This is a genomic window from Nocardia transvalensis (genome assembly GCF_015477765.1).
Lineage (GTDB): Bacteria > Actinomycetota > Actinomycetes > Mycobacteriales > Mycobacteriaceae > Nocardia > Nocardia transvalensis_A.
Genome location: NZ_JADLQQ010000004.1, coordinates 170501 through 197214 on the forward strand (window position 1 = coordinate 170501; position 26714 = coordinate 197214).

General features: G+C 68.4%; 26 protein-coding genes. 23 read left to right on the top strand and 3 right to left on the bottom strand.

What is annotated here, in order from left to right:
- Positions 1–54 precede the first annotated feature (54 nt).
- The 5 genes from IU452_RS12465 (at position 55) to IU452_RS12485 (ending at position 6540) form a co-directional block, all read left to right on the top strand.
- Positions 55–2469, top strand: coding sequence for a [protein-PII] uridylyltransferase (locus IU452_RS12465; RefSeq protein WP_195109170.1), 2415 nt, complete (start codon positions 55–57; stop codon positions 2467–2469).
- 173 nt (positions 2470–2642) lie between these two features.
- Positions 2643–2957 carry a hypothetical protein gene (locus tag IU452_RS12470; RefSeq protein ID WP_324192576.1) on the top strand — a complete coding sequence of 105 codons (315 nt, stop codon included), beginning with the start codon at positions 2643–2645 and terminating at the stop codon, positions 2955–2957.
- An 89-nt stretch (positions 2958–3046) separates the two neighbouring features.
- Complete coding sequence (gene ffh, locus IU452_RS12475; protein WP_195109171.1) at positions 3047–4618, top strand: signal recognition particle protein; 1572 nt, start codon at positions 3047–3049, stop codon at positions 4616–4618.
- 114 nt (positions 4619–4732) lie between these two features.
- Positions 4733–5620, top strand: coding sequence for a helix-turn-helix domain-containing protein (locus IU452_RS12480; protein ID WP_195109172.1), 888 nt, complete (start codon positions 4733–4735; stop codon positions 5618–5620).
- Positions 5621–5733: 113 nt separating this feature from the next.
- A complete protein-coding gene (locus tag IU452_RS12485; RefSeq protein WP_195109173.1) occupies positions 5734–6540 on the top strand; it encodes an SAM-dependent methyltransferase in 807 nt (268 codons plus the stop codon).
- A gap of 11 nt (positions 6541–6551) precedes the next feature.
- On the opposite strand, the gene IU452_RS12490 is transcribed toward IU452_RS12485, so the two are convergent.
- Entirely contained in the window at positions 6552–7613 is a 1062-nt protein-coding gene (locus IU452_RS12490) for a hypothetical protein (protein WP_228817496.1), read from the bottom strand.
- Between the two features lie 260 nt (positions 7614–7873).
- Here IU452_RS12490 and IU452_RS12495 point away from each other — a divergent pair, with 260 nt between their 5' ends.
- From IU452_RS12495 to IU452_RS12505, 3 genes are all read left to right on the top strand, one after another.
- Entirely contained in the window at positions 7874–8896 is a 1023-nt protein-coding gene (locus IU452_RS12495; protein WP_195109174.1) for an alpha/beta hydrolase, read from the top strand.
- Positions 8897–9101: 205 nt separating this feature from the next.
- The gene (locus tag IU452_RS12500) at positions 9102–10010 is read left to right on the top strand and encodes an aromatic prenyltransferase (protein ID WP_195109175.1); all 909 of its coding nucleotides are present in this window, start codon (positions 9102–9104) and stop codon (positions 10008–10010) included.
- Positions 10011–10096: 86 nt separating this feature from the next.
- Complete coding sequence (locus IU452_RS12505) at positions 10097–11200, top strand: amidohydrolase family protein (protein ID WP_195109176.1); 1104 nt, start codon at positions 10097–10099, stop codon at positions 11198–11200.
- Positions 11201–11215: 15 nt separating this feature from the next.
- Here the strand turns inward: IU452_RS12505 and IU452_RS12510 are convergent, their stop codons facing one another.
- Positions 11216–11530 (bottom strand): hypothetical protein, encoded by a 315-nt coding sequence (locus tag IU452_RS12510; RefSeq protein ID WP_195109177.1) that lies wholly within the window; start codon positions 11528–11530, stop codon positions 11216–11218.
- Between the two features lie 212 nt (positions 11531–11742).
- Here IU452_RS12510 and rpsP point away from each other — a divergent pair, with 212 nt between their 5' ends.
- The 4 genes from rpsP to trmD are packed head-to-tail and all read left to right on the top strand — an operon-like array spanning position 11743 to position 13685.
- The gene (gene rpsP, locus IU452_RS12515) at positions 11743–12183 is read left to right on the top strand and encodes a 30S ribosomal protein S16 (protein ID WP_195109178.1); all 441 of its coding nucleotides are present in this window, start codon (positions 11743–11745) and stop codon (positions 12181–12183) included.
- Complete coding sequence (locus tag IU452_RS12520; RefSeq protein WP_062511633.1) at positions 12183–12425, top strand: RNA-binding protein; 243 nt, start codon at positions 12183–12185, stop codon at positions 12423–12425. Before rpsP ends, IU452_RS12520 begins: the two co-directional genes overlap by 1 nt.
- Positions 12426–12965: a ribosome maturation factor RimM gene (gene rimM / locus IU452_RS12525; protein WP_195109179.1), complete on the top strand. Its 540-nt coding sequence runs from the start codon at positions 12426–12428 to the stop codon at positions 12963–12965. It begins immediately after the preceding gene.
- A gap of 36 nt (positions 12966–13001) precedes the next feature.
- Positions 13002–13685, top strand: a complete 684-nt coding sequence (trmD, locus tag IU452_RS12530) for a tRNA (guanosine(37)-N1)-methyltransferase TrmD (RefSeq protein ID WP_195109603.1) — start codon at positions 13002–13004, stop codon at positions 13683–13685.
- An 18-nt stretch (positions 13686–13703) separates the two neighbouring features.
- Here trmD and IU452_RS12535 read toward each other — a convergent pair whose 3' ends face one another.
- Positions 13704–14435 carry a DUF2306 domain-containing protein gene (locus tag IU452_RS12535; RefSeq protein ID WP_195109180.1) on the bottom strand — a complete coding sequence of 244 codons (732 nt, stop codon included), beginning with the start codon at positions 14433–14435 and terminating at the stop codon, positions 13704–13706.
- A gap of 136 nt (positions 14436–14571) precedes the next feature.
- Between IU452_RS12535 and IU452_RS12540 the strand changes: the two genes are divergently transcribed.
- The 11 genes from IU452_RS12540 (at position 14572) to dprA (ending at position 26630) form a co-directional block, all read left to right on the top strand.
- A complete protein-coding gene (locus IU452_RS12540) occupies positions 14572–15513 on the top strand; it encodes a TetR/AcrR family transcriptional regulator C-terminal domain-containing protein (RefSeq protein ID WP_195109181.1) in 942 nt (313 codons plus the stop codon).
- 178 nt (positions 15514–15691) lie between these two features.
- On the top strand, positions 15692–17992 hold the full coding sequence (locus IU452_RS12545) for a Tex family protein (RefSeq protein WP_195109604.1): 2301 nt from the start codon (positions 15692–15694) through the stop codon (positions 17990–17992).
- A 152-nt stretch (positions 17993–18144) separates the two neighbouring features.
- Positions 18145–19005: a hypothetical protein gene (locus IU452_RS12550; protein WP_228817661.1), complete on the top strand. Its 861-nt coding sequence runs from the start codon at positions 18145–18147 to the stop codon at positions 19003–19005.
- Positions 19006–19023: 18 nt separating this feature from the next.
- On the top strand, positions 19024–20685 hold the full coding sequence (locus tag IU452_RS12555; RefSeq protein ID WP_195109183.1) for an alpha-keto acid decarboxylase family protein: 1662 nt from the start codon (positions 19024–19026) through the stop codon (positions 20683–20685).
- A gap of 173 nt (positions 20686–20858) precedes the next feature.
- Positions 20859–21200 carry a 50S ribosomal protein L19 gene (gene rplS, locus IU452_RS12560; RefSeq protein WP_195109184.1) on the top strand — a complete coding sequence of 114 codons (342 nt, stop codon included), beginning with the start codon at positions 20859–20861 and terminating at the stop codon, positions 21198–21200.
- A gap of 113 nt (positions 21201–21313) precedes the next feature.
- Positions 21314–22105, top strand: coding sequence for a signal peptidase I (lepB, locus tag IU452_RS12565; protein ID WP_416382310.1), 792 nt, complete (start codon positions 21314–21316; stop codon positions 22103–22105).
- A 159-nt stretch (positions 22106–22264) separates the two neighbouring features.
- Complete coding sequence (locus IU452_RS12570) at positions 22265–23008, top strand: ribonuclease HII (RefSeq protein WP_195109605.1); 744 nt, start codon at positions 22265–22267, stop codon at positions 23006–23008.
- A gap of 43 nt (positions 23009–23051) precedes the next feature.
- A complete protein-coding gene (locus IU452_RS12575; RefSeq protein WP_011210678.1) occupies positions 23052–23357 on the top strand; it encodes a DUF2469 domain-containing protein in 306 nt (101 codons plus the stop codon).
- Positions 23358–23446: 89 nt separating this feature from the next.
- Positions 23447–23803 (top strand): YraN family protein, encoded by a 357-nt coding sequence (locus IU452_RS12580; RefSeq protein WP_195109186.1) that lies wholly within the window; start codon positions 23447–23449, stop codon positions 23801–23803.
- Positions 23803–25311, top strand: coding sequence for a YifB family Mg chelatase-like AAA ATPase (locus IU452_RS12585; protein WP_195109187.1), 1509 nt, complete (start codon positions 23803–23805; stop codon positions 25309–25311). Before IU452_RS12580 ends, IU452_RS12585 begins: the two co-directional genes overlap by 1 nt.
- Positions 25312–25520: 209 nt before the next feature.
- Complete coding sequence (dprA, locus tag IU452_RS12590; RefSeq protein ID WP_195109606.1) at positions 25521–26630, top strand: DNA-processing protein DprA; 1110 nt, start codon at positions 25521–25523, stop codon at positions 26628–26630.
- The last annotated feature ends 84 nt before the right edge of the window (positions 26631–26714 follow it).

A 26714-nucleotide genomic window follows, 5' to 3' on the forward strand; every position in this document is an offset into this window, starting at 1 on the left:
CCGCCCGCATTTCATGGGTGGTGGGTTGTGGGCAAGCAGGCGAGAGACGAATCGATGGGTGGCGCAAGAGATCTGGTGCGGGCGCGCGACCAACTGCTCGAGGGCGGCGATACCCGCCATCCGAGGCTGGACGCGCAATCACTGCGGCAGGCGCTGGTCGATCTGTACGACCTGTGGCTCACCACCAAGGGCGCCGAACTCGGCATCACCGGTGACAGCGGTCTGGCGGTGGTCGCGGTCGGTGGCCTGGGTCGCCGGGAGATGCTGCCCTATTCGGATCTGGATCTGGTGCTGCTGCACGACGACATCGATCCCGAACGGGTCGCCGAAGTGGCCGACAAGCTCTGGTATCCGCTGTGGGACGCGCATATCAAGCTCGATCACAGCGTGCGGACGGTCCCGCAGGCGCTGCGAGTGGCCGCGGGCGACCTGACCGCGGCGCTGGGCATGCTCGAGGCCCGCCACATCGTGGGCGATGCCGAGCTGAGCAATCTGCTGATCGGCGGCGTGCGGCACGAGTGGCGCACCGGAATCCGTTCCCGCTTCGGTGAATTGGTCGAGCAGGCGCAGGCCCGGTGGAAGCGCAGCGGGGAGATCGCGCATCGTGCCGAACCCGATCTGAAGAACGGACGCGGGGGCCTGCGCGATATCCAGCTGCTGGACGCCCTGGCCATCGCCCAATTGACCGATGCCATGCCGGGGCTCGGTCCGGAGGTGCCGGGCGGCGGCATGAAACAGGCGCATCGGCGCCTGCTGGATGTGCGCACCGAGCAGCATCGCGTGGCCGGGCGCGCCCGCGATCAGCTGCGGGCCCAGGACGCCGACGAGATCGGCGCCGCACTGCGCATCGGCGACCGGTTCGAACTGGCCCGCACCCTCAGCGACGCCGCCCGCACGGTCGGCTACTCCGTGGATGTCGGCCTGCGGACGGCCGCGAACGCCCTCCCGCGGCGCGGTCTGGCCCGGTTGCGGCGCATGCCCGTGCGTCGACCACTGGATGAGGGGGTGGTCGAGCACGCGGGCGAGGTGGTGCTGGCGCGCGATGCCCGCCCGCAGAAGGATCCCGGGCTGATCCTGCGGGTCGCCGCGGCGTCGGCGCAGACCGGGCTGCCGATGTCGGCGACCACGCTCAACCGGCTGTCCGAGGACGCCCCCGAACTGCGCGAGCCGTGGCCGCGCGAGGCGCTCAACGATCTGCTGGTCCTGCTGGGCGCCGGTCGCGGCACCATCGACGCGGTGGAGGCACTGGACCGGACGGGACTGTGGGGCAGGCTGTTTCCCGAGTGGGGCGCGGTGCGCGACCTGCCCCCGCGCGATCCGATGCACACCTGGACCGTCGACCGCCACCTGGTGGAGACCGTTGCCTATGCGAGCGCGCTGAGCACCCGCGTGGCCCGGCCCGACCTGCTGCTGCTGGGTGCGCTGCTGCACGACATCGGCAAGGGACGTCCCGAGGATCACAGCGTCGTCGGCGCGGAACTGGCCACCCATATCGGCCGCCGGATCGGGCTGTGGCCGTCGGACGTGCACACGCTCAGCGCGATCGTCCGCCACCATCTGCTGTTGCCCGACACCGCGACTCGCCGGGATCTGTCGAATCCGGAGACCGCGCGGATGGTGGTCCAGGCCCTCGACGGCGATCCGCAGCTGCTGGAACTGCTGCACACCCTGGCCGAGGCCGATTCGCTGGCCACCGGGCCCGGCGTGTGGGGCGACTGGAAGGCCTCGCTCATCGGCGAGCTGGTGCGCCGGTGCCGGCTGACGATGGCCGGTGAGCCACTGCCGCAACCGGATCCGATCGAGCCCGAACTGCTGGACAAGGCCAAGACGGGCGGCGTGCACGTGGAGCTGCGGGTGGGTGCGGGCCGCTACACCCACGTCGTCACCGTCGTCGCGCCCGATACGCCGGGGCTGCTGTCGGATGCGGCCGGTGTCCTGGCATTGCACTCGCTGCGGGTGCTGTCGGCCTCGCTCGGGGGAGCGGGGGAGTCGGCGATCGACAGTTTCGTCGTGACACCGAAATTCGGTGATCCGCCCGACGCCGGGTTGCTGCGTCAGGAGTTGATCCGCGCGATCAACGGTGATCTGGACGTGGCCGCGGTGCTGGCCAAGAGGGAACGCGAGGCGGCGGCGCGAACCAGCCCGTATGCTCAGGCCGAGCCGCGCATCAAGTGGACCGATACCAGCGTGCCCGGGCAGGTGCTGCTGGAGCTGCGGGCCGAGGATCGGGTCGGACTGCTGAGCAGGCTCGCGGCCGCGTTGGCCGCGGCGGGCGCCGATGTGCGGTGGGCGAAGGTCGTCACCATGGGCGCCGCGGTCGTCGACTCGTTCTGCCTGGACTTCGGGGACGCCGATACGCCCCGGCGGCGGGCCGACATCGAGGCCGCGCTGCTGACGGTGGTTCCGCATCCCGAACCGAAGAAACCGGCCGAAACGGACAATGAAGCCAGGTCCGAGGGCGTTTACTGATCGGTAGCCCTGCCTGGTGGTAACTGGCAAACCGGTCGATTGCTGGTTAACCAGATCGTTGCTTCGCAAGTGCCGCGAGTTATGTCGCAGGTGAGCTGGATCACTCTAATATCAGACCCGTCCGAGCTGTCGCTGTGCTGGTCGCGTTAGTCGAACGTGAGGGGAGCGGGTCGGTGGCCATCGAAGTCGTGTCCGCGTCGATCATGACCAGCGATATGACCCAGCACATCGCCCGTTGCGTCGGCGGCGATCGCTGGGTGGTGTCCTGGCTTCCCGGCCGCACGCTCACCGGCCAGCAGGCCGTGACGGCGATGACGATCGCCTCGACCGTCGCCGACCAGGAGGAACTGACCGAGGCCGAGTGGACGATGCTGGACAATATGGCCCTCGAGCTGGGACTGACCGCCCGCGAGGCGGTCGGAATGGTCGCCTCGGAGAACCACGACATCCGCCAGGCACCCAGGCCGCGGCGGCGCAGCCTGGAGTAGGGGCGCCGGGGTACGGGGAGGACGGCTCTCCGTTGCCCGTACCCTGGTATATCGAGTGACGTCCCCTCGAGAAACCAGGAGCGCGATCGGTGTTCGAATCCCTGTCCGACCGGTTGACCGGTGCCCTGAAGGATCTGCGCGGCAAAGGGCGTCTGTCACCGGCCGATATCGACGCGACCGCCCGCGAGATCCGGCTCGCCCTGCTCGAGGCCGACGTGGCACTGCCGGTGGTGCGCCAGTTCATCGCGCGAATCAAGGAGCGTGCCAAGGGCGCCGAAGTGTCGGCGGCACTGAATCCGGCGCAGCAGGTCGTCAAGATCGTCAACGAGGAGCTCATCACCATCCTCGGTGGTGAGACCCGCCGGCTGCAGTTCGCGAAGAACCCGCCCACGGTCGTCATGCTCGCCGGTCTGCAGGGTGCGGGTAAGACCACCCTGGCCGGGAAGCTCGCGAAATGGCTGAAGGGCCAAGGACATACGCCGCTGCTGGTGGCCTGTGACCTGCAGCGCCCGGGGGCGGTCACGCAGCTGCAGGTGGTCGGCGAGCGCGCCGGGGTGCCGGTATTCGCGCCGCATCCGGGCACCTCGGTCGGCGGCGGCGAGAACCCGCTGGGTGTGACGGCGGCCGATCCGATCAATGTCGCGAAGGCCGGTGTCGAGGAGGCGCGGCAGAAGCAGTACGACGTCGTCATCGTCGACACCGCGGGTCGCCTCGGTATCGACGAGGAACTGATGCGCCAGGCCGCGGGCATTCGCGATGCGGTGCAGCCGGACGAGACGCTGTTCGTGCTCGACGCCATGATCGGTCAGGACGCCGTCACCACCGCCGAGGCGTTCCGCGACGGTGTCGGCTTCACCGGTGTGGTGCTCACCAAGCTCGACGGCGACGCCCGCGGTGGCGCGGCGCTGAGCGTGCGCGAGGTGACCGGCGTCCCGATTCTGTTCGCCTCCACCGGTGAGAAGCTCGAGGACTTCGACGTCTTCCATCCCGACCGGATGTCGAGCCGCATCCTCGGCATGGGCGATCTGCTCACCCTGATCGAGCAGGCCGAACAGGTCTACGACCAGCAGCAGGCCGAGGAGGCCGCGCGCAAGATCGGCTCGGGTGAGCTGACCCTCGAGGACTTCCTCGAGCAGATGCTCGCCATCCGCAAGATGGGGCCCATCGGGAACCTGCTCGGCATGCTGCCCGGGGCCGGCCAGATGAAGGACGCGCTGGCGGCGGTCGACGACAAGCAGTTGGATCGGGTGCAGGCCATCATTCGCGGCATGACTCCCGCCGAGCGCGAAAATCCGAAGATCATCAACGCTTCTCGCCGCCTGCGCATCGCCAACGGTTCGGGCGTGAGCGTGTCGGAGGTCAACCAGCTGGTCGACCGGTTCTTCGAGGCCAAGAAGATGATGGCCATGATGGGCCGCCAGATGGGACTGCCCGGTGGGCGCGGCCGGGGCGGCAAGAACAAGAAGGGGAAGAAGGGCAAGAAGGGCGGTCGCGGACCGACGCCGCCGAAGATGCGCGGCGGTTTCCCGGGGATGCCCGCCATGCCGGGCGCGATGCCCGGCGGGTTCCCGGACCTGTCGGATATGCCTGCCGGACTCAACGAGCTGCCGCCGGGGCTCGAGGGAATCGATATCTCGAAGCTGAAGTTCCCGAAGAACTGAGCGGCTCTCGCGTCGGCGAGTTCGAGGGATATTATTACGGGTTAACGCGGTGCGATTCGCAGCAGTGCGGACCCGCACACCGTGGGTGACCCTCGAACATCGGAGTGGGATCTCATGATCGCAGAACCGGTCCGGCCCAGCGCTATCGAGTCGAACGTCGTGGAGCGTGGCCCGACGGCGTTGCGGATTGCCATCGGCGGGCAACTCCGCAAGCTGCGCGAGGCATGCGGCATTACGCGCGAGGCCGCGGGTGAGCACATCCGCGGCTCGCACGCCAAGATCAGCCGGCTCGAGCTCGGGCGCACCGGCTTCAAGGAACGCGACATCAAGGATCTGCTGACGCTGTACGGCGTCGTCGACCCGGATCAGCGCGAGATGCTGCTCGATCTGGTCCGCAAGGCCAATCAACCGGGGTGGTGGCATCGCTACAGCGATCTGCTGCCGCCCTGGTTCGAGACCTACCTCGGTCTCGAGGGCGCCGCGAAATCGATCAGGACCTATGAGAGCCAACTGATTCCGGGCTTGCTACAAACCGAGGAGTACGCCCGCGCGGTCGTCGCGCTCGGTCACGGGCAGGCCGCGGCGGCGCGGCGCGTGGAGCTGCGCAGGCGGCGTCAGGAGATCCTGAACATCTCGGGCGGACCGCTGCTGTGGGCAGTGCTGGACGAGAGCTTGCTGCATCGGCCGATCGGCGGCAGGGACGTGCTGCGCGCGCAGATCGAGCATCTGGTCGAGACGTCGGACCGGCCCAACGTGACAATTCAGGTGCTGCCGTTCCTTGCCGGCGGCCATGCGGCGGCGGGCAGTTCGTTCACCATTCTCCGCTTTGCCGAGCAGGAACTGCCGGACATCGTGTATCTGGAACAGCTGGCAAGCGCGCTGTATCTGGATCGCCGGGTGGATATCGACATCTACCGGCAAGTAATGGAACAGCTCGCCCTGCAGGCCGAGTCGCCGGAGCGATCGCGTGACATGCTGGTCGCCGCCGCCGCACGGTTGTAATCGCGAAACCGATTGAGCCGCAACATCTGTCGAATTCCTCGTCCAGGTTGTTCATTTCGACAGGACAGCGGTGCGGAGTTGTTACCATTGTCGAGAATGTGGGAGGAGGTGTGGTGTCGGAGAACCGGGGTGCACCGGAGGGGGCCGACGCGTCCAAGCCCAACTCGGCTCGGATGTTCGACTATTTGCTGGGCGGCAAGGACAACTACGAGATAGACCGGATGGCCGTCCACGCGATGCTCGCGGTCGCGCCCGACACCCGCACCTTGGCCTGGTTCAGCCGCCAATTCCTGCTGAAAGCCGTTCAGATCGCGGCCGAATCGGGCGTGCGGCAGTTCATCGATCTCGGCGCCGGTATTCCGACCTCACCCGCCGTGCACGAGGTGGCCCAGAAGGTCGATTCGTCGGCGCGGGTGGTGTCCATCGACTTCGACCCGGTCGTGCAGGTGCACGCCACCGCCATGCTCTCCGGAATCCCCGGTGTGACACCCATGCTCGCCGACGCCCGCAAACCCGACGACATCATCGCTCGGCTGCGAGCGGACCGGTTGATCGACTTCGACCGGCCGGTCGCGGTGTTGATGGTCGGCCTGCTGCACTTCGTGATGGACGAGGAACATCCGGCCGAGATCGTCGCGCGCTTCCGCGAGGTCATGGCGCCGGGCAGCTATCTCGCCTTCACGCACGGCGGTGACGAGAGCGATCCGGCATTCATCCAGCAGACCGTGAAGGACACCGGTGGCAGTACCGCCCATCCGGTCTATCGGTCCAGGGCCGAGGTTGCGTCGTTCTTCGAGGGGTTCGAAATGCTCGGTCCCGGTGTGGTTCCCCTGCAGGAATGGCTCGGCGGCGACCTGCCGCACACCGGGCTCGTGCTCCTGGGCGGAATCTGTCGTACGCCGACGGCCCGGAAGGACTGACCGCACCCGGGCTATTCCGCCGTTGCCAGCGCATGGGCTCGCACCATGAGCGCGTCCGCCACGTCGCGCGGGCGACGACCCAGCCCGCAGGCGCTCGCGACCGCGCCGACCTGCCGTCCGAGCGACTCCTCGATCATGTGCAGCGTCCGCACCTGCTGTTCCTCGGTCGGCCCGTCGTGCACCAATCCCGCATAGAATTCGGTGTCGGCGCCGAGCGCCAGATCCGCGAGCGGCGCATAGAATTCTGGCTTCTCCGACGGTGGTATGTCACCCGCGGCGAGCGGACCGTGCACATATTCCAATATGCGACCCGACGGCCATTGCCGCGCAATCGAATTGGCCAGATATACGAGCGGGCGAGCATCTCGTAAGGTTGCGCGTGCCTTGTTGCGCATGCTGCCGAGGCACAGGTGCACGCCGAAGCGAGTGCCCACCGGCGCCGCCGCGGCCAATGCGGCGATCCCCCGTCCCAATCCCAGCGCGGCCTCCACCAGCCGGTGTACCGGTTGGGTTTTGGCCATGAGCACCAATTCGGCGGTGGCCTCGAGTTGCACGACGACGTCGTTGCCGGCCAACTCGTGGATGGCGGTGATGTCGCGGACGGTGGCGTCGGTGAATGCCCGGCGGTGCGCGCGCAGGCCGGAGGCGCCCATGGCGATGAACGCCAACGTGAAATCGGTGGGCATCCCGATCTGGAGCGACAGCCCAGGGAGATCGCGCTCGGCGCGCAACTGTCGGAACAGCGGCAGCGCCTCGCGGGCCTCGCCGAGATATCCGAGCTCCATCATGTCGCCACGCAGTTCGGTGCCGCGGGCTACTCGATGAATCGTCCGGTCCCGGCTCGAGGTCCATGCGCCGGGTTTCTTCACCTCCAGCACGCCCTGTGCCACCAGATCCTCGATGATGGGTTGGATGTAGAACTCGTAGCGCCGCGTCTCGCCGGTGGGTAATGTCCGCAACCGCGGCCCCGCGGCGTCGAGCATCGCCCGCATCGCCTCGTCCGTGCTCTCGGCCGGAAAGCTGCCGACGAAGTGCACGGCCCGCGTGCCCGCACTGCGCTGTGTGGAAGGCAACGCTGCGCTCCTCGTGTCACCCTCATTGTCCGGATGCTCACTCTACAACCGCCCTGGCGATCTTGGAGCGAATGCTGCCCGGCTGTGTCGGCAACGGTCGAAACAGTCTGTCGCAGCGGACATTTACCCGCCCGGCCGGACACGGCGTGTTCGGTGCAAACCTTGCGTGCCGGTAGTCGCTCGCTATAACCTGCCTCACTAATAACCGATAACGGTGGGCAAACCCACGCACTCGTACTTCGGCAAAGGGAGCGCATCTCGTGCGAACCTCGGTACGGACGATAGCCGCACTCGCGGCGGCGGCACTGCTCTGTTTCGCACCGAATGTGGCCCGCGCCGACGGCACGTCGGCACCGGGGAGCTGCCGATCCTTCCCCTTTCCGGTCCCGCAGGGACAGCTCGCCTCGACTCTGTGCCTGCCGGACGAGCCGACCGACACCGTCATGGTGCTGATGGCCGGGTCCAACTACAACGGCTTGTATTGGGATTTCCCCTATCAGCCGGAGACCTACAATTTCCGGCGCGCGATGAACGCCGCCGGCTACGCGACCCTCGTGGTCGATCGGCTCGGCAACGGCGCCAGCACGCATCCGCCGGCCTTGACGCTGACGGCGACCGCGACGGCGAGCGCGCTGCACGACATCGTCGGCTCTCTGCGCCGCGGGCTGGCCGGTGCGCAACCGTTCGGCAAGGTCATCACCGTCGGCCATTCCCTCACCTCGGGCACCTCGGTCATCGAGGCCAGCACCCATCACGACGTCGACGGCGTTGTGCTGACCGGGTATTCGCACGTGTTGAACGTCCCCGAGGTCCTCGGCGTCATCTCCACCTATCACCGTGCCGTCGACGATCCCGTATTCGCCGGTCGCGGTTACGATCCGGGCTATCTGACCACCCGCCCCGGCACGCGCATGCACGACTTCTATGCGCCCGCCACGGCCGACCCCGAGGTGGTCGCGTTCGACGAGCAGAACAAGGAGGTCTTCTCGCTCACCGAGTATCCCGACGGCCTGCTCTCGACCCTGCCCGGCATGTCCAGCCTCATTACGGCGCCGGTCCTCATCGTCAACGGCAGCCTGGACCGCCTCTCCTGCGGTCCGGGGTACGCGGTGTGCCGCGACGCCGCCACGCTGCACGCGGCGGAGGCGCCCTACTTCGGCCCGGCCGCGCAGCTGCGCACCTTCGTGCTGCCGGGCAGCGGACATTCGGTGAATCTGGCCCGCAACACCGGCGAGTATCAGGCGGCGGTCATCGACTGGGCGAATGCCTTCGTCGGGCGCTGACGGTCGGCCACGCGAGGGCTCGATAGCCGTGGCGTCGCCGTTGTGTAGCGAGTGAAACACTCGAATTCGCAACCGAGTTGCGCAAGTGGGACGGATGCGGGCCGCCGACGGATTATTCTGGCCCTGAAGACCGTGTGAGGTGCTGAGTGCGGTAGCCGTCAACGGGACGGCCGGTGGATCCGGCCGTCGGACACTCGAGGTGACCATGAGCGCGTCCGCCCGCTTGACACTCGACCAGTTCCGGCGAGATCTGCGCACGTTCGCCGCGCTGGCCGAGGTCGACTACGACCCCTCGGTGGTGGATCCCGGACTGGAAGTGCTCGCCGATCTGTGGACCAGTTCCTGGATCGGCGTGCGCACCACCACCCATCCGCAGCGGCATCGGACGGTCAATGCTCGGCTGATGACCTCCGATCCGCACGCCGACCCAGTTGCCACACTGCGGGCGGCCGGATTGCTCACCTTCAGCGGCCATCCGATGGAGCGGTTGCTGGCCGAGGTGTCCACGACGGTGCCGGTGCGCTGGGGTGTCGATCTCTCGCTCGCGGACGGCATTCAGAAGATCTGGATGGTCTTTCCCGAACTGATCTCCGTGCAGCGCATGCTCGCCTTCGAGGGCATGCCCGCGGGGGCGCGCGACCACGCAGCACACCTGTCCCGCTACGGCGGCGAAATCGGAATGATGGCACTGGATTTCGTCAGCCGCACCATGAACTGGTACTCGCAGGTGTTCCCGCCCGGGCGGCTCACGCCGGACGATATCGCGACGATCCTGGCCGGCCTCGACTTCGTCGCCGCTACCGATGAGGAGCTGGCGGTGCTGGGGCGCACCTTCAACACCTACCGCACCTTTTCCTGGGCCTCGCCGCGGATGGAGCGCATCTGTTTTCCGGTCCGCACCGACGCCGCCGGGTTCCCGGTGCACTTCCACCCGCTGCTCGAGCGTTTTGTCGGCGGCGCGCCCTACGCCGATCAGGGCCCACGCGGATTCGTGTTCTACGCCGCCTACGGATCGGCCGATCGGTATTACAAGGTTCAGGCCGACTACACCTCGGCGAGGCACGCGACATTTCCGGGCGGGACCGCCCCGCGCATCGAGTCGGCCCGGCGATAGCGCCTCGCGCCGACCCCGCCGGCGGGACACGCGGTGTCGTGCGCAGTAGTTTGTGCTCGAGCACATCGGCGCGACCAGGAGGCGGTATGCGGCTGCATCTGCGGGGAGTGGTACTACCGGACGACGAGGTGCGCGACCTGTGGGTGCACGACGGGCTGATCTCGTTCGAGCCGGTGCGGGACGCCCAGATGCTCTGTGGGAGTGGGTGGATCGTGCCGGGGCTGGTCGATGCCCACTGTCACGTCGGGATTCGGTACGGCGGCGGGCACGAGGACCACGCGGGCGCGGTCGCCCAGGCCGAGATCGAGCGGGATGCGGGTGCGCTGCTGCTGCGCGATGCGGGGTCGCCGATCGATACCCGGTTCATCGATGGGCGCGAGGACCTGCCGAAGATCATTCGCGCCGGCCGGCACATCGCCCGGCCCAAGCGCTACATCCGCGAACTGGGCATCGAACTCGACGACGAGCGCGACCTGCCGGAGATCGTCGCCGAGCAGGCGCGGTTCGGGGACGGGTGGGTGAAGATCGTCGGCGACTGGATCGACCGGTCCGTCGGCGATCTGCGCCCGCTGTGGAGCGAGGCGATCCTGAAGGAGGCCATCGACGCCGCCCACCGCGAGGGCGCACGGGTGACCGCGCACGTCTTCGGCGAGGACGCGCTGCCGGGCCTGATCGAGGCCGGAATCGACTGCATCGAACACGGGACCGGGCTGACCGACGAGACCATCGCGATGATGGCCCGGCACGGGACGGCCCTGGTGCCCACCCTGATCAATATCGACACCTTCCCCGACATCGCCGAGGGTGCCACGAAGAAATTCCCGGTGTACGCGGCCCACATGCGCGACCTGCACCGGCGCGTCCGCGACACCGTCGCCGCGGCCCACGCCGCAGGCATACCGATCTACACCGGCACCGACGCGGGCGGTTCCATCCGGCACGGGCGCATCGCCGACGAGATCGCGGCGCTGGCAGCAGCGGGCCTGTCCCGGCACGAGGCCCTGGCCGCAGCGTCCTGGAAGGCCCGGGAATGGCTGCGCCGCCCCGGCATCGAGCCGGGCGCCCCCGCGGATCTCGTTGTCTACGAGGAGGACCCGCGCACCGCCCGCGCTGTGCTCGACGCCCCCTCGTTCGTCGTGCTGCGCGGCCGCGTCCATCCGCGCCGCGACCCCGTCACCGGGCACCGGTGAGTGCGGTGCGCGCCGCTACGGGCGCGTTCGCCGGTTCTGCCGGACGGCGGTGGGGTAGGGGCGGGCCTGCATGACCAGCCATACCGAGCATCCGAAGGCTCCGCTCGCGGTGACGAGGACACCGAAGATCCAGTGGATGTGCCAGAAGGCGGCCACGACGCCGACGGCACCGCTGTTCATGCCCAGCACCTTGGCGACACCCTCCCACCGATTCTGGTTGGTGTAGTGCTCCTGGTCTTCGATGCGGTCCATCAGGAGGAGAAAGCCCAGCAGCGGCAGTCCACCGTCCACCTCTCCCCCGGGGGTGAACGGTGAGGGTAACTCGCGCAACCGTGGTCCCCAGGGGATCGACGCGGGCCGATTTCCACGCGTTGCGCACGGTCTGGCAGAATGGTCGATCGTCCTCGTCGAGGACGGTGTCAGCCCGTCTCCGGTTACGTACCGCGCGGCGGTCACAGCACCTGACGCAAAACCGGGCCCGTACGCCGTACGGGTCGCTGAATTGCGACCGTGACCAAATCACCGAAAGGCATCAACAGCACATGGCTGTCAAGATCAAGCTCACCCGGCTCGGCAAGATCCGCAACCCGCAGTACCGCATCGTGGTGGCGGACGCCCGCACCCGTCGCGACGGCCGGGCCATCGAGGCGGTCGGCAAGTACCACCCGAAGGAGGAGCCCTCGCTGATCGAGGTGAACTCCGAGCGCGTGCAGTACTGGCTGGGCGTGGGCGCGCAGCCGACCGAGCCGGTCAAGCGCCTGCTGGAGATCACCGGCGACTGGCAGAAGTTCAAGGGTCTGCCGGGCGCCGAGGGCACCCTCAAGGTCAAGCCCGCGAAGCCCTCGAAGCTGGACCTGTTCAACGCCGCGCTGGCCGCCGCCGACAGCGAGCCGGTCGCCGAGGCCGTGACCCCGAAGAAGAAGGCCTCGAAGAAGGCCGACGAGGCTGCCGGGGCTCCGGCCGCGACCGAGGCTTCCGAGTAATGAGCGCAGTCGTCGCCGATGCCGTCGAGCACTTGGTTCGCGGCATCGTCGCCAATCCCGATGACGTCCGCGTCGAGCTGATCACCAGTCGCCGCGGGCGCACCGTCGAGGTGCACGTGCACCCGGACGATCTGGGCAAGGTGATCGGTCGCGGCGGCCGTACCGCGACCGCGCTGCGCACCCTCGTCGCCGGTATCGGCGGCCGGGGCATCCGGGTCGACGTGGTCGACACCGATCAGTAGATGGAACTGGTTGTCGGACGGGTCGCCAAGTCCCATGGGGTACGCGGCGAGCTCGTGGTCGAGGTGCGCACCGACGAGCCCGAGCTGAGGTTCGCGCCCGGCTCCGTCCTGCGCGGCCGCGCGACGCGCACGAATACGACGCAGGAATACACGGTCGAGTCGGCCCGAGAGCACTCGGGTCGGCTCCTCGTGCGGCTGCACGGTATTTCCGATCGGTCCGCCGCGGATGCCTTGCGGGGCACGGTATTTCTGGTCGACACCGAGGATCTGCCGCCCTCGGAGGATCCCGACGAGTTCTACGACCACGAACTCGAGGGACTGACCGTGCAACTGGGCGACGGCACCGTGGTCGGCGTGGTCGCCGAGGTCCTGCATTCCGCCGCGGGTGAACTGCTTTCGGTGCGTGCCGCGGAGAGTTTCGACGGCCCGGGCGGCCGCGAGATCCTGATTCCGTTCGTGACCGCGATCGTGCCGACGGTGTCGATCGCCGAGGGCCTGATCGTCATCGATCCCCCCGAGGGGCTGCTCGACAAGGAGTGAGGGATGAGCACCGGCGTCGACGCATCCTCCGCCGCGCTGCGGATCGATGTGGTCACGATCTTCCCCGAATACCTCGAGCCGCTGCGAACCGCCTTGCTGGGCAAGGCGATCGAGAAGGGCATCGTCGAGCTGGGCGTGCACAATCTGCGGCGCTGGACCCACGACGTGCACCAGGCCGTGGACGACGCACCCTACGGCGGCGGCCCCGGCATGGTGATGAAGCCGACCGTGTGGGGTGACGCGCTCGACGAGGTGTGCCCCGACGACGCGCTGCTGGTCGTGCCCACCCCGGCCGGAGTGCCGTTCACTCAGGCCACCGCCCAGCGCTGGTCACGCGAGAAGCACCTGGTCTTCGCCTGCGGTCGCTACGAAGGCATCGACCAGCGCGTATTCGACGATGCCGCCCGCCGCGTGCGGGTCGAAGAGGTCAGCATCGGCGACTATGTGCTCATCGGCGGCGAGGCCGCGGTGCTCGTGATGACCGAGGCCGTGGTGCGCCTCATTCCGGGCGTGCTGGGCAATCAGCAGTCCCACCAACAGGATTCGTTCTCCGACGGATTGCTCGAGGGCCCTTCCTACACCCGCCCGGTCTCCTGGCGTGGCCTCGATGTCCCGGAGATCCTGCTGTCCGGCAATCACGCCAAGATCGAGGAATGGCGCCGCGAACAGTCCCTGGCCCGGACGAGACAGCGCCGCCCGGATCTGCTCCCGCCGGACTGATTCGACCGAAAAGGCCTGTCACACAACGGGTTGGTGTACCCGGCCTCGCCGGCGTCCACGCTCCACGACCCACCATTCGGCCGCCAGCAGCGCGACCGTCCAGCCGAGCCACGTGCCGATACCGGCGGTGACCTCGGTGAGGCGTTCCTCGGGCATGGTCGGTGCCGCCGTGCCCACGATGATCATGATGATCGCGGCCCAGAGGCGGTTTCCGATGATCGAGAGGGTAAGGGCGAAACTGCGGATCATCCAGCGCCGGTGGTCGGCGTACCGGCGCTGGCGGGCCATCCGGAATCCGGCCACGGTGCAGGTCAGCCACAACAGCGCCACCATGACGTTGCTGACCCGGGCGACGGGGCCGAAGGGGGAGAAGGCGCCGATTGCCAGGGCGGTCACACCGGCGGGCAGGACGCCGCCGAACATGTAGATTCGCCCGGAGATTCGGTGTGCCCGGGGATTCCGTTGCCGGAACCACGGCCAAACCTGCAGGCAGCAGGTGATCATCGCGACCGATCCGAACAGCACGTGCGCGACCAGCAGGGGGTAGTGCGGGGCGAAGCCCTCGGGAGCCGGGACGCGGGAGCGGTCCGGATCGAAGGTCAGATAGGGCGGTACGGAGAACGCGACGAAGGCGAATACGACGAACCCCAGGGGCATCACCCACGGCCGTCGCCACCATCGTTGGGCGCGCGGGCCCGGTGCCGTAGGGGGAGATGGGGAGTTCGCAGGTGCGGTCGCGGTGTTCGTCATGGGGACCCTTTCGTGTACGTCGTATCTACGTCTACGGCGTATCGCCAATCATGGCTTGAATCCGATGTTTTCAGCGAGTGTGAGCAACGAATTGGTGCACTAGAGAACTAGTGCACCCTGAGGCACAATGAAGCCCATGGAGATTCCCGGCCATCCGCTCGAACCGCCGTATCAGCGGATCGCCTCCGAGATCCGCCATCGCATCGAGACAGGCAGTCTGCAGCCCGGCGACCTCGTGCCGTCCACCCGGCAGCTCACCCGTCGCTACGGCGTGGCGATGGCCACCGCCACCAAGGCCCTGTCGCTCCTGCAGCGGGATGGCCTGGTCGAACCGGTGGCCGGAGTCGGGACCGTGGTCCGGCTGCGAACGGCCGCCAGCTCCGCCCCCCGCCCGGTCCGACCCGCCCGGCCCACGGTGGCGGATCAGCGGCCACATCGTGAGGCGATCGTGCGCACCGGAATCGACATCGCCGACGCCGAGGGGCTGCGCGCGGTATCGATGCGCCGAATCGGCGCCGAACTCGGGGTCGGGGCCATGGCGCTGTACCGGCACGTCGCGAACAAGGAAGAGCTGTCGGCGCTCATGGCCGATGCCGTCTTCGGTGAGCAACCGCTGCCCGAACCGGGCCCGACGGACTGGCTCGCCCGGCTGGAGTTTCTCGCGCGTCACCGATGGCGCATGTGCCGCCGCCACCCGTGGGTGGCCGGTCTGGCCGCGTCGCTGGTCGACCCGCCGCTGTTGCCGAACGCCATCGCACAGGTCGAGTGGTCGCTCGTGGGGGCCCGTGAACTCGGTCTCGAACCGATCGCGGTGGCCAGGGCCATGATCACGGTGGCGGGTTACGTCACCGGTATCGCGGTCAGCTGGGCCACCGAGAGCCGTTCGGCCGGCGAGCCCGACGGCTTCCGGCGCGTCTCCGACGCCGCGGCCGTCGACGCGGTGTTCGGCTCGGGCCGGTTCCCGCTGGTCGCGGAATTGGAGGTCGACGACGAAGACCTGAACGACCTGGACGCGATGTTCGAGTTCGGGCTGCGCCGTCAACTCGACGGTCTCGCCGCCTACCTGGGCCGTCGCTGATCCACCGGTGTCGGAAATACCTGCAGCCGTGCCGGTTCGACGCGCCACCTTGCCGGTTTGTCGGGGGAACTCTGTAGTGTCTGCGGGCGTGACGACAGCCTCCGAACCCGTCAGCACCGCAGCCGCTGGTTCCGCGCAGCTCGCCGGAACCGTCCGCCTAGCCAGTGTCAGCCGTCGCATCGCCGACGAACTGAATGTGCGCGACGAACAGGTGCGCGCCGCCGTAGAACTGCTCGACGGCGGGTCGACCGTGCCGTTCATCGCCCGCTACCGCAAGGAGGTCACCGGCGGGCTCGACGACGCGCAGCTGCGGCAGCTGGAGGAGCGGCTGCACTACCTGCGCGAGCTGGACGAACGCCGGGTGTCGATCCTCGAATCCATCCGCAGCCAGGGCAAATTGGATGCCGCGCTGCAGCAGCAGATCATGCTGGCCGAGACCAAGGCCCGCCTCGAAGACATCTACCTGCCCTACAAGCCCAAGCGGCGCACCAAGGCCCAGATCGCGCGCGAGGCCGGGCACGAGCCGGTCGCCGACGCCCTGCTGAGCGACCCCACCACCGATCCCGCGCAGTACAGCGCCGAACAGCTCGACGGCGCCCGCGCCATCCTGGTGGAGCGCTTCGCCGAGGATGCCGACCTGGTCGGCGAGCTGCGCGAACTGATGTGGAACCGCGGGCAGATCACCTCGCGGGTGCGCGCCGGTAAGGAAGAGGCCGGTGCCAAATTCGCCGACTACTTCGACTTCAGCGAGCCGTTCACCAAGCTGCCCTCGCACCGCATCCTGGCGCTGCTGCGCGGGGAGAAGGAAGAGATCCTCACCCTGCACCTCGAGCCGGACACCGAGGAGCCCGAGCCGGGTGACCGCACCCTCTACGAGGGCCGCATCGCGCTGAAGTTCGGCATCGCCGACCAAGGCCGTCCCGCCGACACCTGGCTGCTCGACACCGTGCGCTGGGCCTGGCGCACCAAACTTCAGGTGAGCCTGGGCATCGATATCCGGATGCGGCTGCGCCAGTCCGCGGAGAAGGATGCGGTCGACGTCTTCGCCGCCAACCTGCGCGACCTGCTGCTGGCCGCCCCCGCCGGTACCCGCACCACCATGGGCCTGGACCCGGGTTACCGCACCGGCGTGAAGGTGGCCGTCGTCGACGGCACCGGCAAGGTGGTGGCCACCGAGACCATCTACCCGCACAAGCCGCAGGGCCAGACCGAGAAGTCGCTGGCCGTGCTCGGCGCGCTGGTCGCCCGGTTCAATGTCGAACTGATCGCCATCGGCAACGGCACCGCCTCCCGCGAAACCGATGCCCTGGCCGCGGAACTGATCTCGCGCATCCCGGACAACAAGCCCACCAAGATCGTGGTGTCGGAGGCGGGCGCCTCGGTGTACTCCGCCTCGGCCTATGCCTCCCAGGAACTACCGGAACTGGACGTGTCGCTGCGTGGCGCGGTGTCGATCGCCCGTCGCCTGCAGGACCCGCTGGCCGAACTGGTGAAGATCGACCCGAAGTCGATCGGCGTGGGCCAGTACCAGCACGACGTCTCCGAGACCCTGCTGGCCCGTTCGCTCGGCGCGGTCGTCGAGGACGCGGTGAACGCGGTCGGTGTCGACGTCAACACCGCCTCGGTGCCGCTGCTGTCGCGGGTGTCGGGTATTTCGTCCTCGGTGGCGGAATCCATTGTGGCGCACCGCGACCAGAACGGCCCCTTCCGCAGCCGCACCGCGCTGCGGGAGGTGCCGCGGCTGGGTCCGAAGGCCTTCGAGCAGTGCGCGGGCTTCCTGCGTATCCGCGGTGGCGACGACCCGCTCGACAGCTCCGCGGTGCATCCGGAGGCCTATCCGGTGGTGCGTCGCATCCTCGACGACACCGGTCGTGGCGTGCACGAGCTGATCGGCAACACCACGGTGCTGCGGTCGCTGCGTGCCGACAAGTTCACCGACGAGAAGTTCGGTGTCCCCACCGTCACCGATATCATCGCGGAGTTGGAGAAGCCGGGCCGCGACCCGCGCCCGGAGTTCAAGACCGCCGAATTCGCCGCGGGCATCGAGAAGGTCGCCGATCTGAAGCCGGGCATGGTGCTCGAGGGCGTGGTCACCAACGTGGCCGCCTTCGGTGCGTTCGTCGATATCGGCGTGCACCAGGACGGGCTGGTGCACGTGTCGGCCATGTCGCACACCTTCGTTCGCGATCCGCGCGAGGTCGTCAAGTCCGGGGACGTGGTGAAGGTGAAGGTGCTCGAGGTCGACGTGGCCCGTCAGCGCATCGGCCTGTCGCTGCGACTGGACGACGAGCCGGGCGCGGGCGGCAAACCCGACAAGGCCGAGGGACGCGGCCAGGGCCAGCGGGGCGGCGGCAATCAGCGTCAGCGACCGCAGGGCCAGGGCCGGGGCAATCAGAATCGCGGCGGGCAGCGCCGCAATGCACCCGAACCGAGCGGTGCCATGGCCGATGCGCTGCGCCGCGCCGGTTTCGGCCGCTAGCGTTCCGCGCGCCGGACGATCGGCACCGCCCCGATAACTGCGGTTGGGTCACCCGTCGGCTGAGTGCTGCACAATGTGGCAGGACGGGTCCGGTCTGTTGACCGGACCCGTAGCTCGGCGGCTATCGCACAGGGAACGGGGATATGGCGGATTTGCGACGGTGGCTCGACGATTCCGTGATCGCGCACGGCCGTCTGCCGCTGATGTGTTTCCTGCTCGGGTTCATCGTCGGATTCCTGCTGATCCGGCTCAGCGTCCGGCTGATTCGCAAGCAGGTGCGCTGGTGGCCGGGCAATCTGCGCGCCGGTGACGTGCACATCCACCACATGGTCTTCGGGGTGGTGCTGGTGCTGCTGTCCGGGATCGGCCTGGTCACCCTGTATCAGAGCGGGGTGGGCACGGTGAGCGCGCTGGCGTCCGTCTTCGGGCTCGGCGCCGCCCTGGTGCTCGACGAGTTCGCGCTCATCTATTACCTGCGCGACGTCTACTGGGAGGAGCAGGGCCGCACCTCCGTCGACGCGGTGTTCGTCGCGCTGGCGGTGACGGGGCTGCTCCTGCTGGGTTTCCATCCGCTGTGGTTGTTGGACATCAACGACATTCGGCACGACGACAGCCTGCCGGGCCGGTTGTTCCTGACCGTTTTCGCCGTGGTCAACCTCGGGCTGGCGGCCGTCGTGATCGCCAAGGGCAAGATCTGGACCGGGTTGTTCGGCATGTTCTTTCTGCCGTTGCTGGTTGTTGGCGCGCTACGCCTGAGCCGCCCGGGAGCGCCCTGGGCGCGCTGGCGATATGCGGGCCGGCTGAAGCTCATGCAGCGGGCCATCCGTCGCGAGCGCCGGTATCGCAGACCCGTGATTCGCGCCAAGATTTTCGTACAAGACCTGATAGCGGGCAAACCGGACGTAGCACACATTCGCCGCGCGACCGAAGAGGAATTGGCACGTACCGTCGTTCCTGCCCCCGCTCCGCCGCATCCAAACCGTGGTAGCCGACACGTTGCTGGCAAATTGTAGACGTGTCAATGTGGAAGTATGGCTTATGTAGTCGGGGACTATCTGCTCGATCGTTTGCATGAACTGGGTGTCACCGAAATCTTCGGTGTCCCGGGCGATTTCAATCTCCGCTTCCTCGACCACGTCGTCGCCCACGAGGGCATGCGGTGGGTCGGTGGCGCCAACGAACTCAATGCCGGATACGCGGCCGACGGGTACGCCCGGCTGCGCGGTATCGGCGCGGTGGTGACCACCTACGGCGTGGGGGAGCTGAGCGCGGTGAACGCGATCGCCGGTAGCTATGCCGAGCGGGTGCCGGTGGTGCACATCGTGGGTGTTCCGGCCAAGGACATCCAGGCCCACCACCGCGTCGTCCACCACACGCTGGGCGACGGCGACTTCCACCACTTCCGGCGCATCGCTGCCGAAGTCACCTGCGCCCAGGCGGATCTGGGAGCGGCCGACGCCTGCGCGGAGATCGACCGGGTGCTGCGCGCGGTGCGGGTGCATCGGCGGCCCGGCTACATCATGCTCGCCACCGACGTGGCCCAGGTCGAGGTCGAGCCGCCGAGCGCGCCGCTCGCCCCGGCCAGCGACTTCTCCAGTGCCGGTGCCCGCGCGGCCTTCGAGGAGGCCGCGCGCGAATTCCTGGCCGGTCGGCAGGTCACCGTGCTGGCCGACGTCTTCGTCGACCGGGTCGGCGCCACCGAGCGGCTGCGCAAACTGGTGACCACCGCCGACCTGCCGCATGCCACCCTGGCCTGGGGTAAGACCCTGGTGGACGAGTCCGCACCGAACTTCCTGGGCGTGTACTCCGGCGCGGCCTCGGAGCCGGGTGTCCGCAAGGCGGTCGAGGACGCCGAGCGCCTGGTGACCGTCGGCGTGCAGTTCACCGACAGCATCACTGCCGGATTCAGCCAGCACGTGGATCCGCGCCGCACGATCGATATCGGCGCCGACCGCACGGTCATCGGGGGCGTGGACGCCTTTGCGCCGCTGTCTCTTCCGACGGCACTGGAGGTGCTCACCGAGATCGCGGCGGAATTCGCGCCCAACCACATCAGCGTGGCGGCCGAGCCCGGTCACGAGCAGCCCTCGGCCGATGGTCCGCTGACCCAGGCGGCGCTGTGGCCGATGGTCGCCGAGGCCCTCGGCGACAACAACATCGTGGTCGCCGACCAGGGCACGGCCTTCTTCGGCCTGGCCACCCTGCGCATGCCGTCGGGCATCACCTTCCTCGGCCAGCCGCTGTGGGGTTCGATCGGCTACACCCTGCCCGCCGCGCTCGGGGCCGGACTGGCCTGTCCGGACCGCCGGCCCGTGCTGGTGATCGGCGACGGTGCGGCACAGCTGACCATCCAGGAACTCGGCGTATGGATCCGCGAGCGGGTGCCGGGCGTGATCGTGCTGGTCAACAACAACGGCTACGCCGTCGAGCGGGCCATCCACGGTGAACGCGCGCCCTACAACGACATCGCCCCGTGGCGGTGGGAGACGCTGCCGCACGCCTTCGGCGCCGATCCGGACGCGGTGTCGGTGCTGCGGGCCCGCACGGTGGCCGAGTTGGCCGACTGCCTGCAGGCCGCCGCCGAGGCGAAAGATCGCCTGGTGCTGCTCGAGGTGTTCACCGATACCGTCGACTACCCGCCGTTCATGACCGATGTGGCGGCCTCGATCACCAAGGCCAATTCCCGGTCGTAACACCCGGGCGCGGGCGTCGGCAACCCGATTAACGGTCCGGTCGCGGGGTCTGGCACAATAGCCGGGTTGCCCTGGGCGCATCAGGTCCAGCGCACCGCCCATATCCGGAGCACGAGCCGGTCGAGCGCGAGCCGCCAGGTTCCTCTGTTCACGCGAACTTCCAAAGGACGGAAATGAACACCCTCGACTTCGTCGACGAAAAGTCGCTGCGCACCGATGTCCCCGACTTCCGGCCGGGTGACACCATCAACGTGCACGTGAAGGTCATCGAAGGTAACAAGGAGCGCATCCAGGTCTTCAAGGGCGTCGTCATCCGGCGTCAGGGTGGCGGCATCCGCGAGACCTTCACGGTCCGCAAGATCTCCTTCGGTGTCGGCGTCGAGCGCACCTTCCCGGTGCACAGCCCCAACATCGACCACATCGATGTCGTGACCCGCGGCGATGTCCGCCGGGCCAAGCTGTACTACCTGCGCGATCTGCGCGGCAAGGCCGCCAAGATCAAGGAAAAGCGCTGAAGCGCTGATCCGGTTCGACTTGATGCCCCCGGCCGCCAGGCCGGGGGTTTTTCATGGCATATGCTCAGGCGGCGGTCCGGCTTCGGGTCGCCGTGCTGGGTAGTCTGTTCCGCGTGGCAGAGGAGAGCGAGTCGGTGACGGTGCCAGAACCAGGCGATGAGCGCGCAGGCGAACCCTCGCCGAAGCGGCGACGCGGACGCGAGAAGAAGAACCGTCCGTTCTGGCAGGAGCTGCCGATTCTCATCGTGATCGCGGCGGTGATCGCGGCGCTCGTGGTGAATTTCATCGGCCGCCCCTACGTGATCCCGTCCGAATCCATGGAGCCGACCCTGCACGGCTGCGCGGGCTGCACCGGCGACCGGATCTACGTGGAGAAACTGAGCTACGACTTCGGCGACCCGAAGCCCGGCGACGTGGTCGTGTTCGTCGGCCCGACCGACTCGTGGAACAGGGCCTACCACTCGAATCGGTCCAGCAATGTCGCCATCCGCGGCGTCCAGAACTTCTTCTCCTTCTTCGGCCTCGTTCCCCCGGACGAGAACGACCTGGTCAAGCGCGTGATCGCGGTCGGCGGCCAGACCGTGCAGTGCTGCGACATCCAGGGCCGGGTCATGGTGGACGGCAAACCGCTCGACGAGCCCTACGCCCGCTATATCGCCCCGTACGTGCCCGGTCAGCCCTACAGCATGGTCAACCCCTCCGGCCGGGAGTTCGGGCCCGTGAAGGTCCCGGACGGTCATCTGTGGGTGATGGGTGACAACCGCAACCGGTCCGCCGACTCCCGCGCGCACATGGAGGACCAGTACCAGGGCACCGTGCCGGTCAGCGACGTCCGTGGTAAAGCGGTGTTCAAGATCTGGCCGCCCAATCGCATCGGCCCGGTCCGGGCGCAGAATCCTCAGTAGAGAGCGGGACCACCCGAACCGAACACAACGTGGCCACGGCATAATCGAACGGTGGGTGCAGTGGGGCGCAATCAACAGCGCGCCGCCCGGAACGGTAAGGGCGGCAATGGGATTCGGTCCGTCGCTGTTCGGCGTGGGGATTGGCCGCCGCGCGTGGTGATGCGCAAGGCCGCAGGGTTGCGCACCCTGGAGGCCGCGCTGATCCGCAGCGGGCTGGGGCCGGTCGCCGGGGTAGACGAGGCCGGTCGCGGGTGTTGCGCGGGTCCGCTCGTCGTGGCCGCATGCCTGCTGGCGCCCAAGGCCTACGACTCGCTGGCCGACCTGGACGATTCGAAGAAGCTCACCGAGACCGCCCGGGAACGGTTGTTCCCGATCATCCAGCGCCGGGCGCTGGCCTGGAAGGTCGTGGTGATCCCGGCCTGGGAGATCGACACCATCGGCATCCACGTCGCCAATATCGAAGGCATGCGGCGGGCGGTGATGGGGCTGGACGCCGATCCCGGCTACGTGCTGACCGACGGATTCCGCGTGCCGGGCATCCCGGCGCCGTCGCTGCCGGTGATCGGGGGCGACGCGTCGGCGGCCTGCATCGCGGCCGCCAGCATTCTGGCCAAGGTGACGCGCGACCGCATCATGGTCGACCTGGACCGCCGGCTGCCGGGATATGGTTTCGCAGCGCACAAGGGTTACAACACTCCCGAGCATATGGCCGCGCTGAACAGTCTCGGCCCCACCAGCGAGCATCGGCGATCGTGGCGCAATGTGCGGCTGCGGGGCCGGGGCGAGGCCGAGCTCGTCGACGATGCCGATCTCGTGGATATCGAGCTGCTCGATGATGAGCTGGTCGACACGGAGACGCCCGAGACCGGGCGAGTGGCTACCGATACTGCCCATGCGAGATGATGTCAGCACACGCATTGCGGCGAGAAGGAGGACGTTCCACCCGATGAGTGCCGAGGACCTCGAGAAGTACGAAACCGAGATGGAGCTCTCGCTGTATCGCGAGTACAAAGACATCGTCGGTCAGTTCTCGTATGTGGTGGAGACCGAGCGCCGCTTCTATCTCGCCAACTCCGTCGAGTTGCGCCCGCAGAACGCCGACGGGGAGGTGTACTTCGAGGTGCGCATGTCGGATGCCTGGGTGTGGGACATGTACCGCCCCGCCCGCTTCGTCAAACACGTCCGGGTCATCACCTTCAAGGACGTGAATATCGAGGAGCTGGAGAAGCCGGATCTGCGGCTGCCGGAATGACGTTGTCCACAGGCTGAGATATCCACAGGCTTTCTATTTCCCCAGGTCGCGGCCGTTGAGTCGAAGGGCGGCCGGGCCATGCTGGCCGGGTGGCAGACAAACAGGCGCTCGGCGCCCGAGGGGAAGAGCTGGCGGCGCGGTTCCTGCGTGCGGCAGGGATGCAGATCGTCGAACGGAACTGGCGCTGTCGAGACGGTGAGCTGGACCTGATCGCCCGCGACGCGGCAGTGACCGCGTTCGTCGAGGTGAAGACGCGGTCCGGGCTGCGGTTCGGGGCACCGGCCGAGGCGGTGACCGTGGACAAGCAGCGGCGTATGCGACGGCTGGCGCTGCTGTGGCTGCGCGAACAGCCCGGGCCGTGGCGGCAGATCCGCTTCGACGTGGTGGCGGTACTGCTGCTGCCCGGCCGTGAGCCGGCCATCGAACACCTCAAGGGGGTGATCTGATGGCGCTCGGGCGGGCTCATTCGGTCGCGGTGACCGGCGTGGATGGGCAATTGGTCGAGATCGAGGCCGATATCGGCCAAGGGCTGCCGTCGGTCCACCTGGTCGGGCTGCCGGACACCACCTTGCAGGAGTCGCGCGACCGGGTGCGGGCCGCGGTCACCAACTCCGGGGAGAAATGGCCCGACGGCCGGGTGATTCTCGCCCTGTCGCCGGCCACCCTGCCGAAAGTCGGCAGTGTCTACGACCTGGCTCTGGCCGCGGCCGTCCTGGACGCGGGGGATGCGATCCCGTCGACGCGGTTGGCGGGCACGGCGCTGCTGGGCGAACTGGCACTGGACGGCCGGGTGCGCCGGGTGCGCGGCATCCTGCCCGCCGTGCTGGCAGCCCGCAGTGCCGGACGGACGACGGTGGTGGTGCCGGAGTGCGCATTGGCGGAGGCCGGTCTGGTCGATGGGATCCGGGTGCTGGGCGCGGGGACCCTGCGCGAGCTGATCGATTGGCTGCGCGACGACGGTGAGCTGCGTGTCCCGGACGGTGGTCTGCCGCCGACCGAACCCGTCGGCGGCGATCTGAACGAGGTGGTGGGTCAGGACGAGGCGCGGTGGGCCTTGGAGGTGGCCGCGGCGGGCGGACATCACCTGCTGTTGACCGGTCCGCCCGGCATCGGGAAAACCATGCTCGCACAACGCCTTCCGGGCCTGCTGCCGCCGCTGACCGAACCGGAAGCCTTGGAGGTGACGGCGATCCATTCGGTGGCCGGGACGCTACCGGGCGACCATCCGCTGATCACCATGCCGCCGTTCGTCGCCCCGCACCACTCCACATCGGTGAGCGCGATGGTCGGCGGCGGTTCGGGCTCGGCCCGGCCGGGCGCGGTCAGCCGGGCCCACCGCGGCGTGCTGTTTCTCGACGAGTGCGCCGAAATCGGCGCGAAGGTACTCGAAGCCTTGCGAACTCCGTTGGAGGAAGGGGAGGTTCGCATCGCCCGCCGCGACGGCGTGGCGCGGTATCCGGCCCGGTTCCAATTGATTCTGGCGGCAAATCCGTGCCCCTGCGCGCCCGCCCGCGATGTCGACTGCATCTGCGCGCCGCTGGCCCGGCGGCGATACCTGGGGAAGCTGTCCGGCCCGCTGATGGACCGGATCGACATCTGGGTCCAGATGCACGGCCAGGCGGCCGGGGCGTTCGCCACCACCGAGGTCGAAAGCAGCGAAGTGGTTCGGAGCCGAGTGACCTTGGCGCGCAGGGCGGCCGTCGAACGCTGGCGCGAATACGGCTGGACCACCAATGCCGAAGTACCGGGACATGTGCTGCGACAACGGTTCCGCCTGCCGCGCGAATCATTGGCGCCGGTGGAGAACGCGCTGCGGCAGGGACGCATGTCGGCGCGCGGGGCCGACCGAGCCATCCGCGTCGCATGGACCATCTGCGACCTGCGCGGGGGAGATCAGCCGCATGCGCAGGACGTCATGCAGGCGTTGAACTTTCGTCAGCGGGGTGCGTTGTGACCGTCTGCGCCCCTGTGTGTGCGTCGTGGCAGCCGTCTGTCGATTCGCAGAGGAGCCGACGGCGTGGAGGTCGAATTTTGTCAGCAGTGGGGATTGCCGATGCGGCGGAAGGGGGACGGGTGAACGGGGGAGTTGACGAGCCGGATTCGGCACACGGAACAGACGGTGCGGGCGGGGGATTGGTGCTGCTCGATGCCGATGAGCGGCGGTTGGCGTGGGTGTATCTGTCGCGAGTGGTCGAGGGGCCGTGTGCGGCGTTGTCGGCGTTGATCGAGCAGGTGGGTGTCGTCGAGGCGGCGCGGGCGGTGCGGGAGTGTGCGCTGCCGGAGTCGCTGCTGGGACCCACCGAGAAACGGCGCGGAATCGACCGGGCCGAAGAGGATCTGGAGACCATCGCTCGATTGGGCGGGCGCGTGGTGACGCCCGACGACCTCGAGTGGCCCGCGTGGCGGATGCTCGGGCTGAGTCAGCTCGACGCGGCGCGCGATACGGGTGCGGCGGTGCCGCTGGTGCTGTGGGTGCGGGGCCCACTGTCGCTGGTGGGCTCGACCGAGCAGGCACTGGCCGTGGTGGGTTCGCGCTGCAGCAGCGGTTACGGCGACCGGGTGACCGGCGAGATCGTGAGCGATCTCGTGGCGCGCGGCTGGACGATCGTGTCGGGTGCGGCCTTCGGCATCGACGGCATGGCGCACCGGGCGGCGCTCGCCCTGGGCGGGTCCACGATCGCCGTGCTGGCCTGCGGCGTCGACCGCCCCTACCCGGCGCAGCATCACCGGCTCCTCGCCGAGATCGCGGAAACCGGATTGGTCGTCAGCGAGTATCCGCCGGGCACCGCCCCGCACAAGCATCATTTCCTCGCCCGCAACCGCGTCATCGCGGCCTTGGCCGACGGTGTCCTCGTGATCGAGGCCGGTCTGCGCAGCGGTGCCCGCAACACCGTCAAATGGGCCCGCCGACTCGGCCGCCCCGCCCTCGCCGTGCCCGGCCCGGTCACCTCGGCCTCGTCGGTGGGTTGCCATCGGATGATCCGCGAGGGCGAGGCCCTGCTCGTCAGCCGGGCGGAGGAGGTCGTCGACGAGGCGGGCCCACTGCGGCTGTCCTTGCCCGGCCCGCGGTCCGAGGACGAAAACCTCAGCGGCGACGAGGCATTGGTCTTCGCCGCCCTGCCGAAGATCGGTTCGCGCCTACCCCGGGAACTGGCCGAACAAGCCGGACTATCGCTGCAAGCCGTCCGCGCGGTCCTGCCCGCCCTCGAGTTGGCGGGCCTGGTCGGCTCGGATGCCTCCGGCTGGTTCCGCCTCGCTCGGGACCAGCGATAGCCCGAATTCGCGTGCGTGTCGCTGATCGGGTTGTTCCGGGCGGTTGTAGCAGTATTGCGGCACTGGTAGCGGTTGATTTGCCAA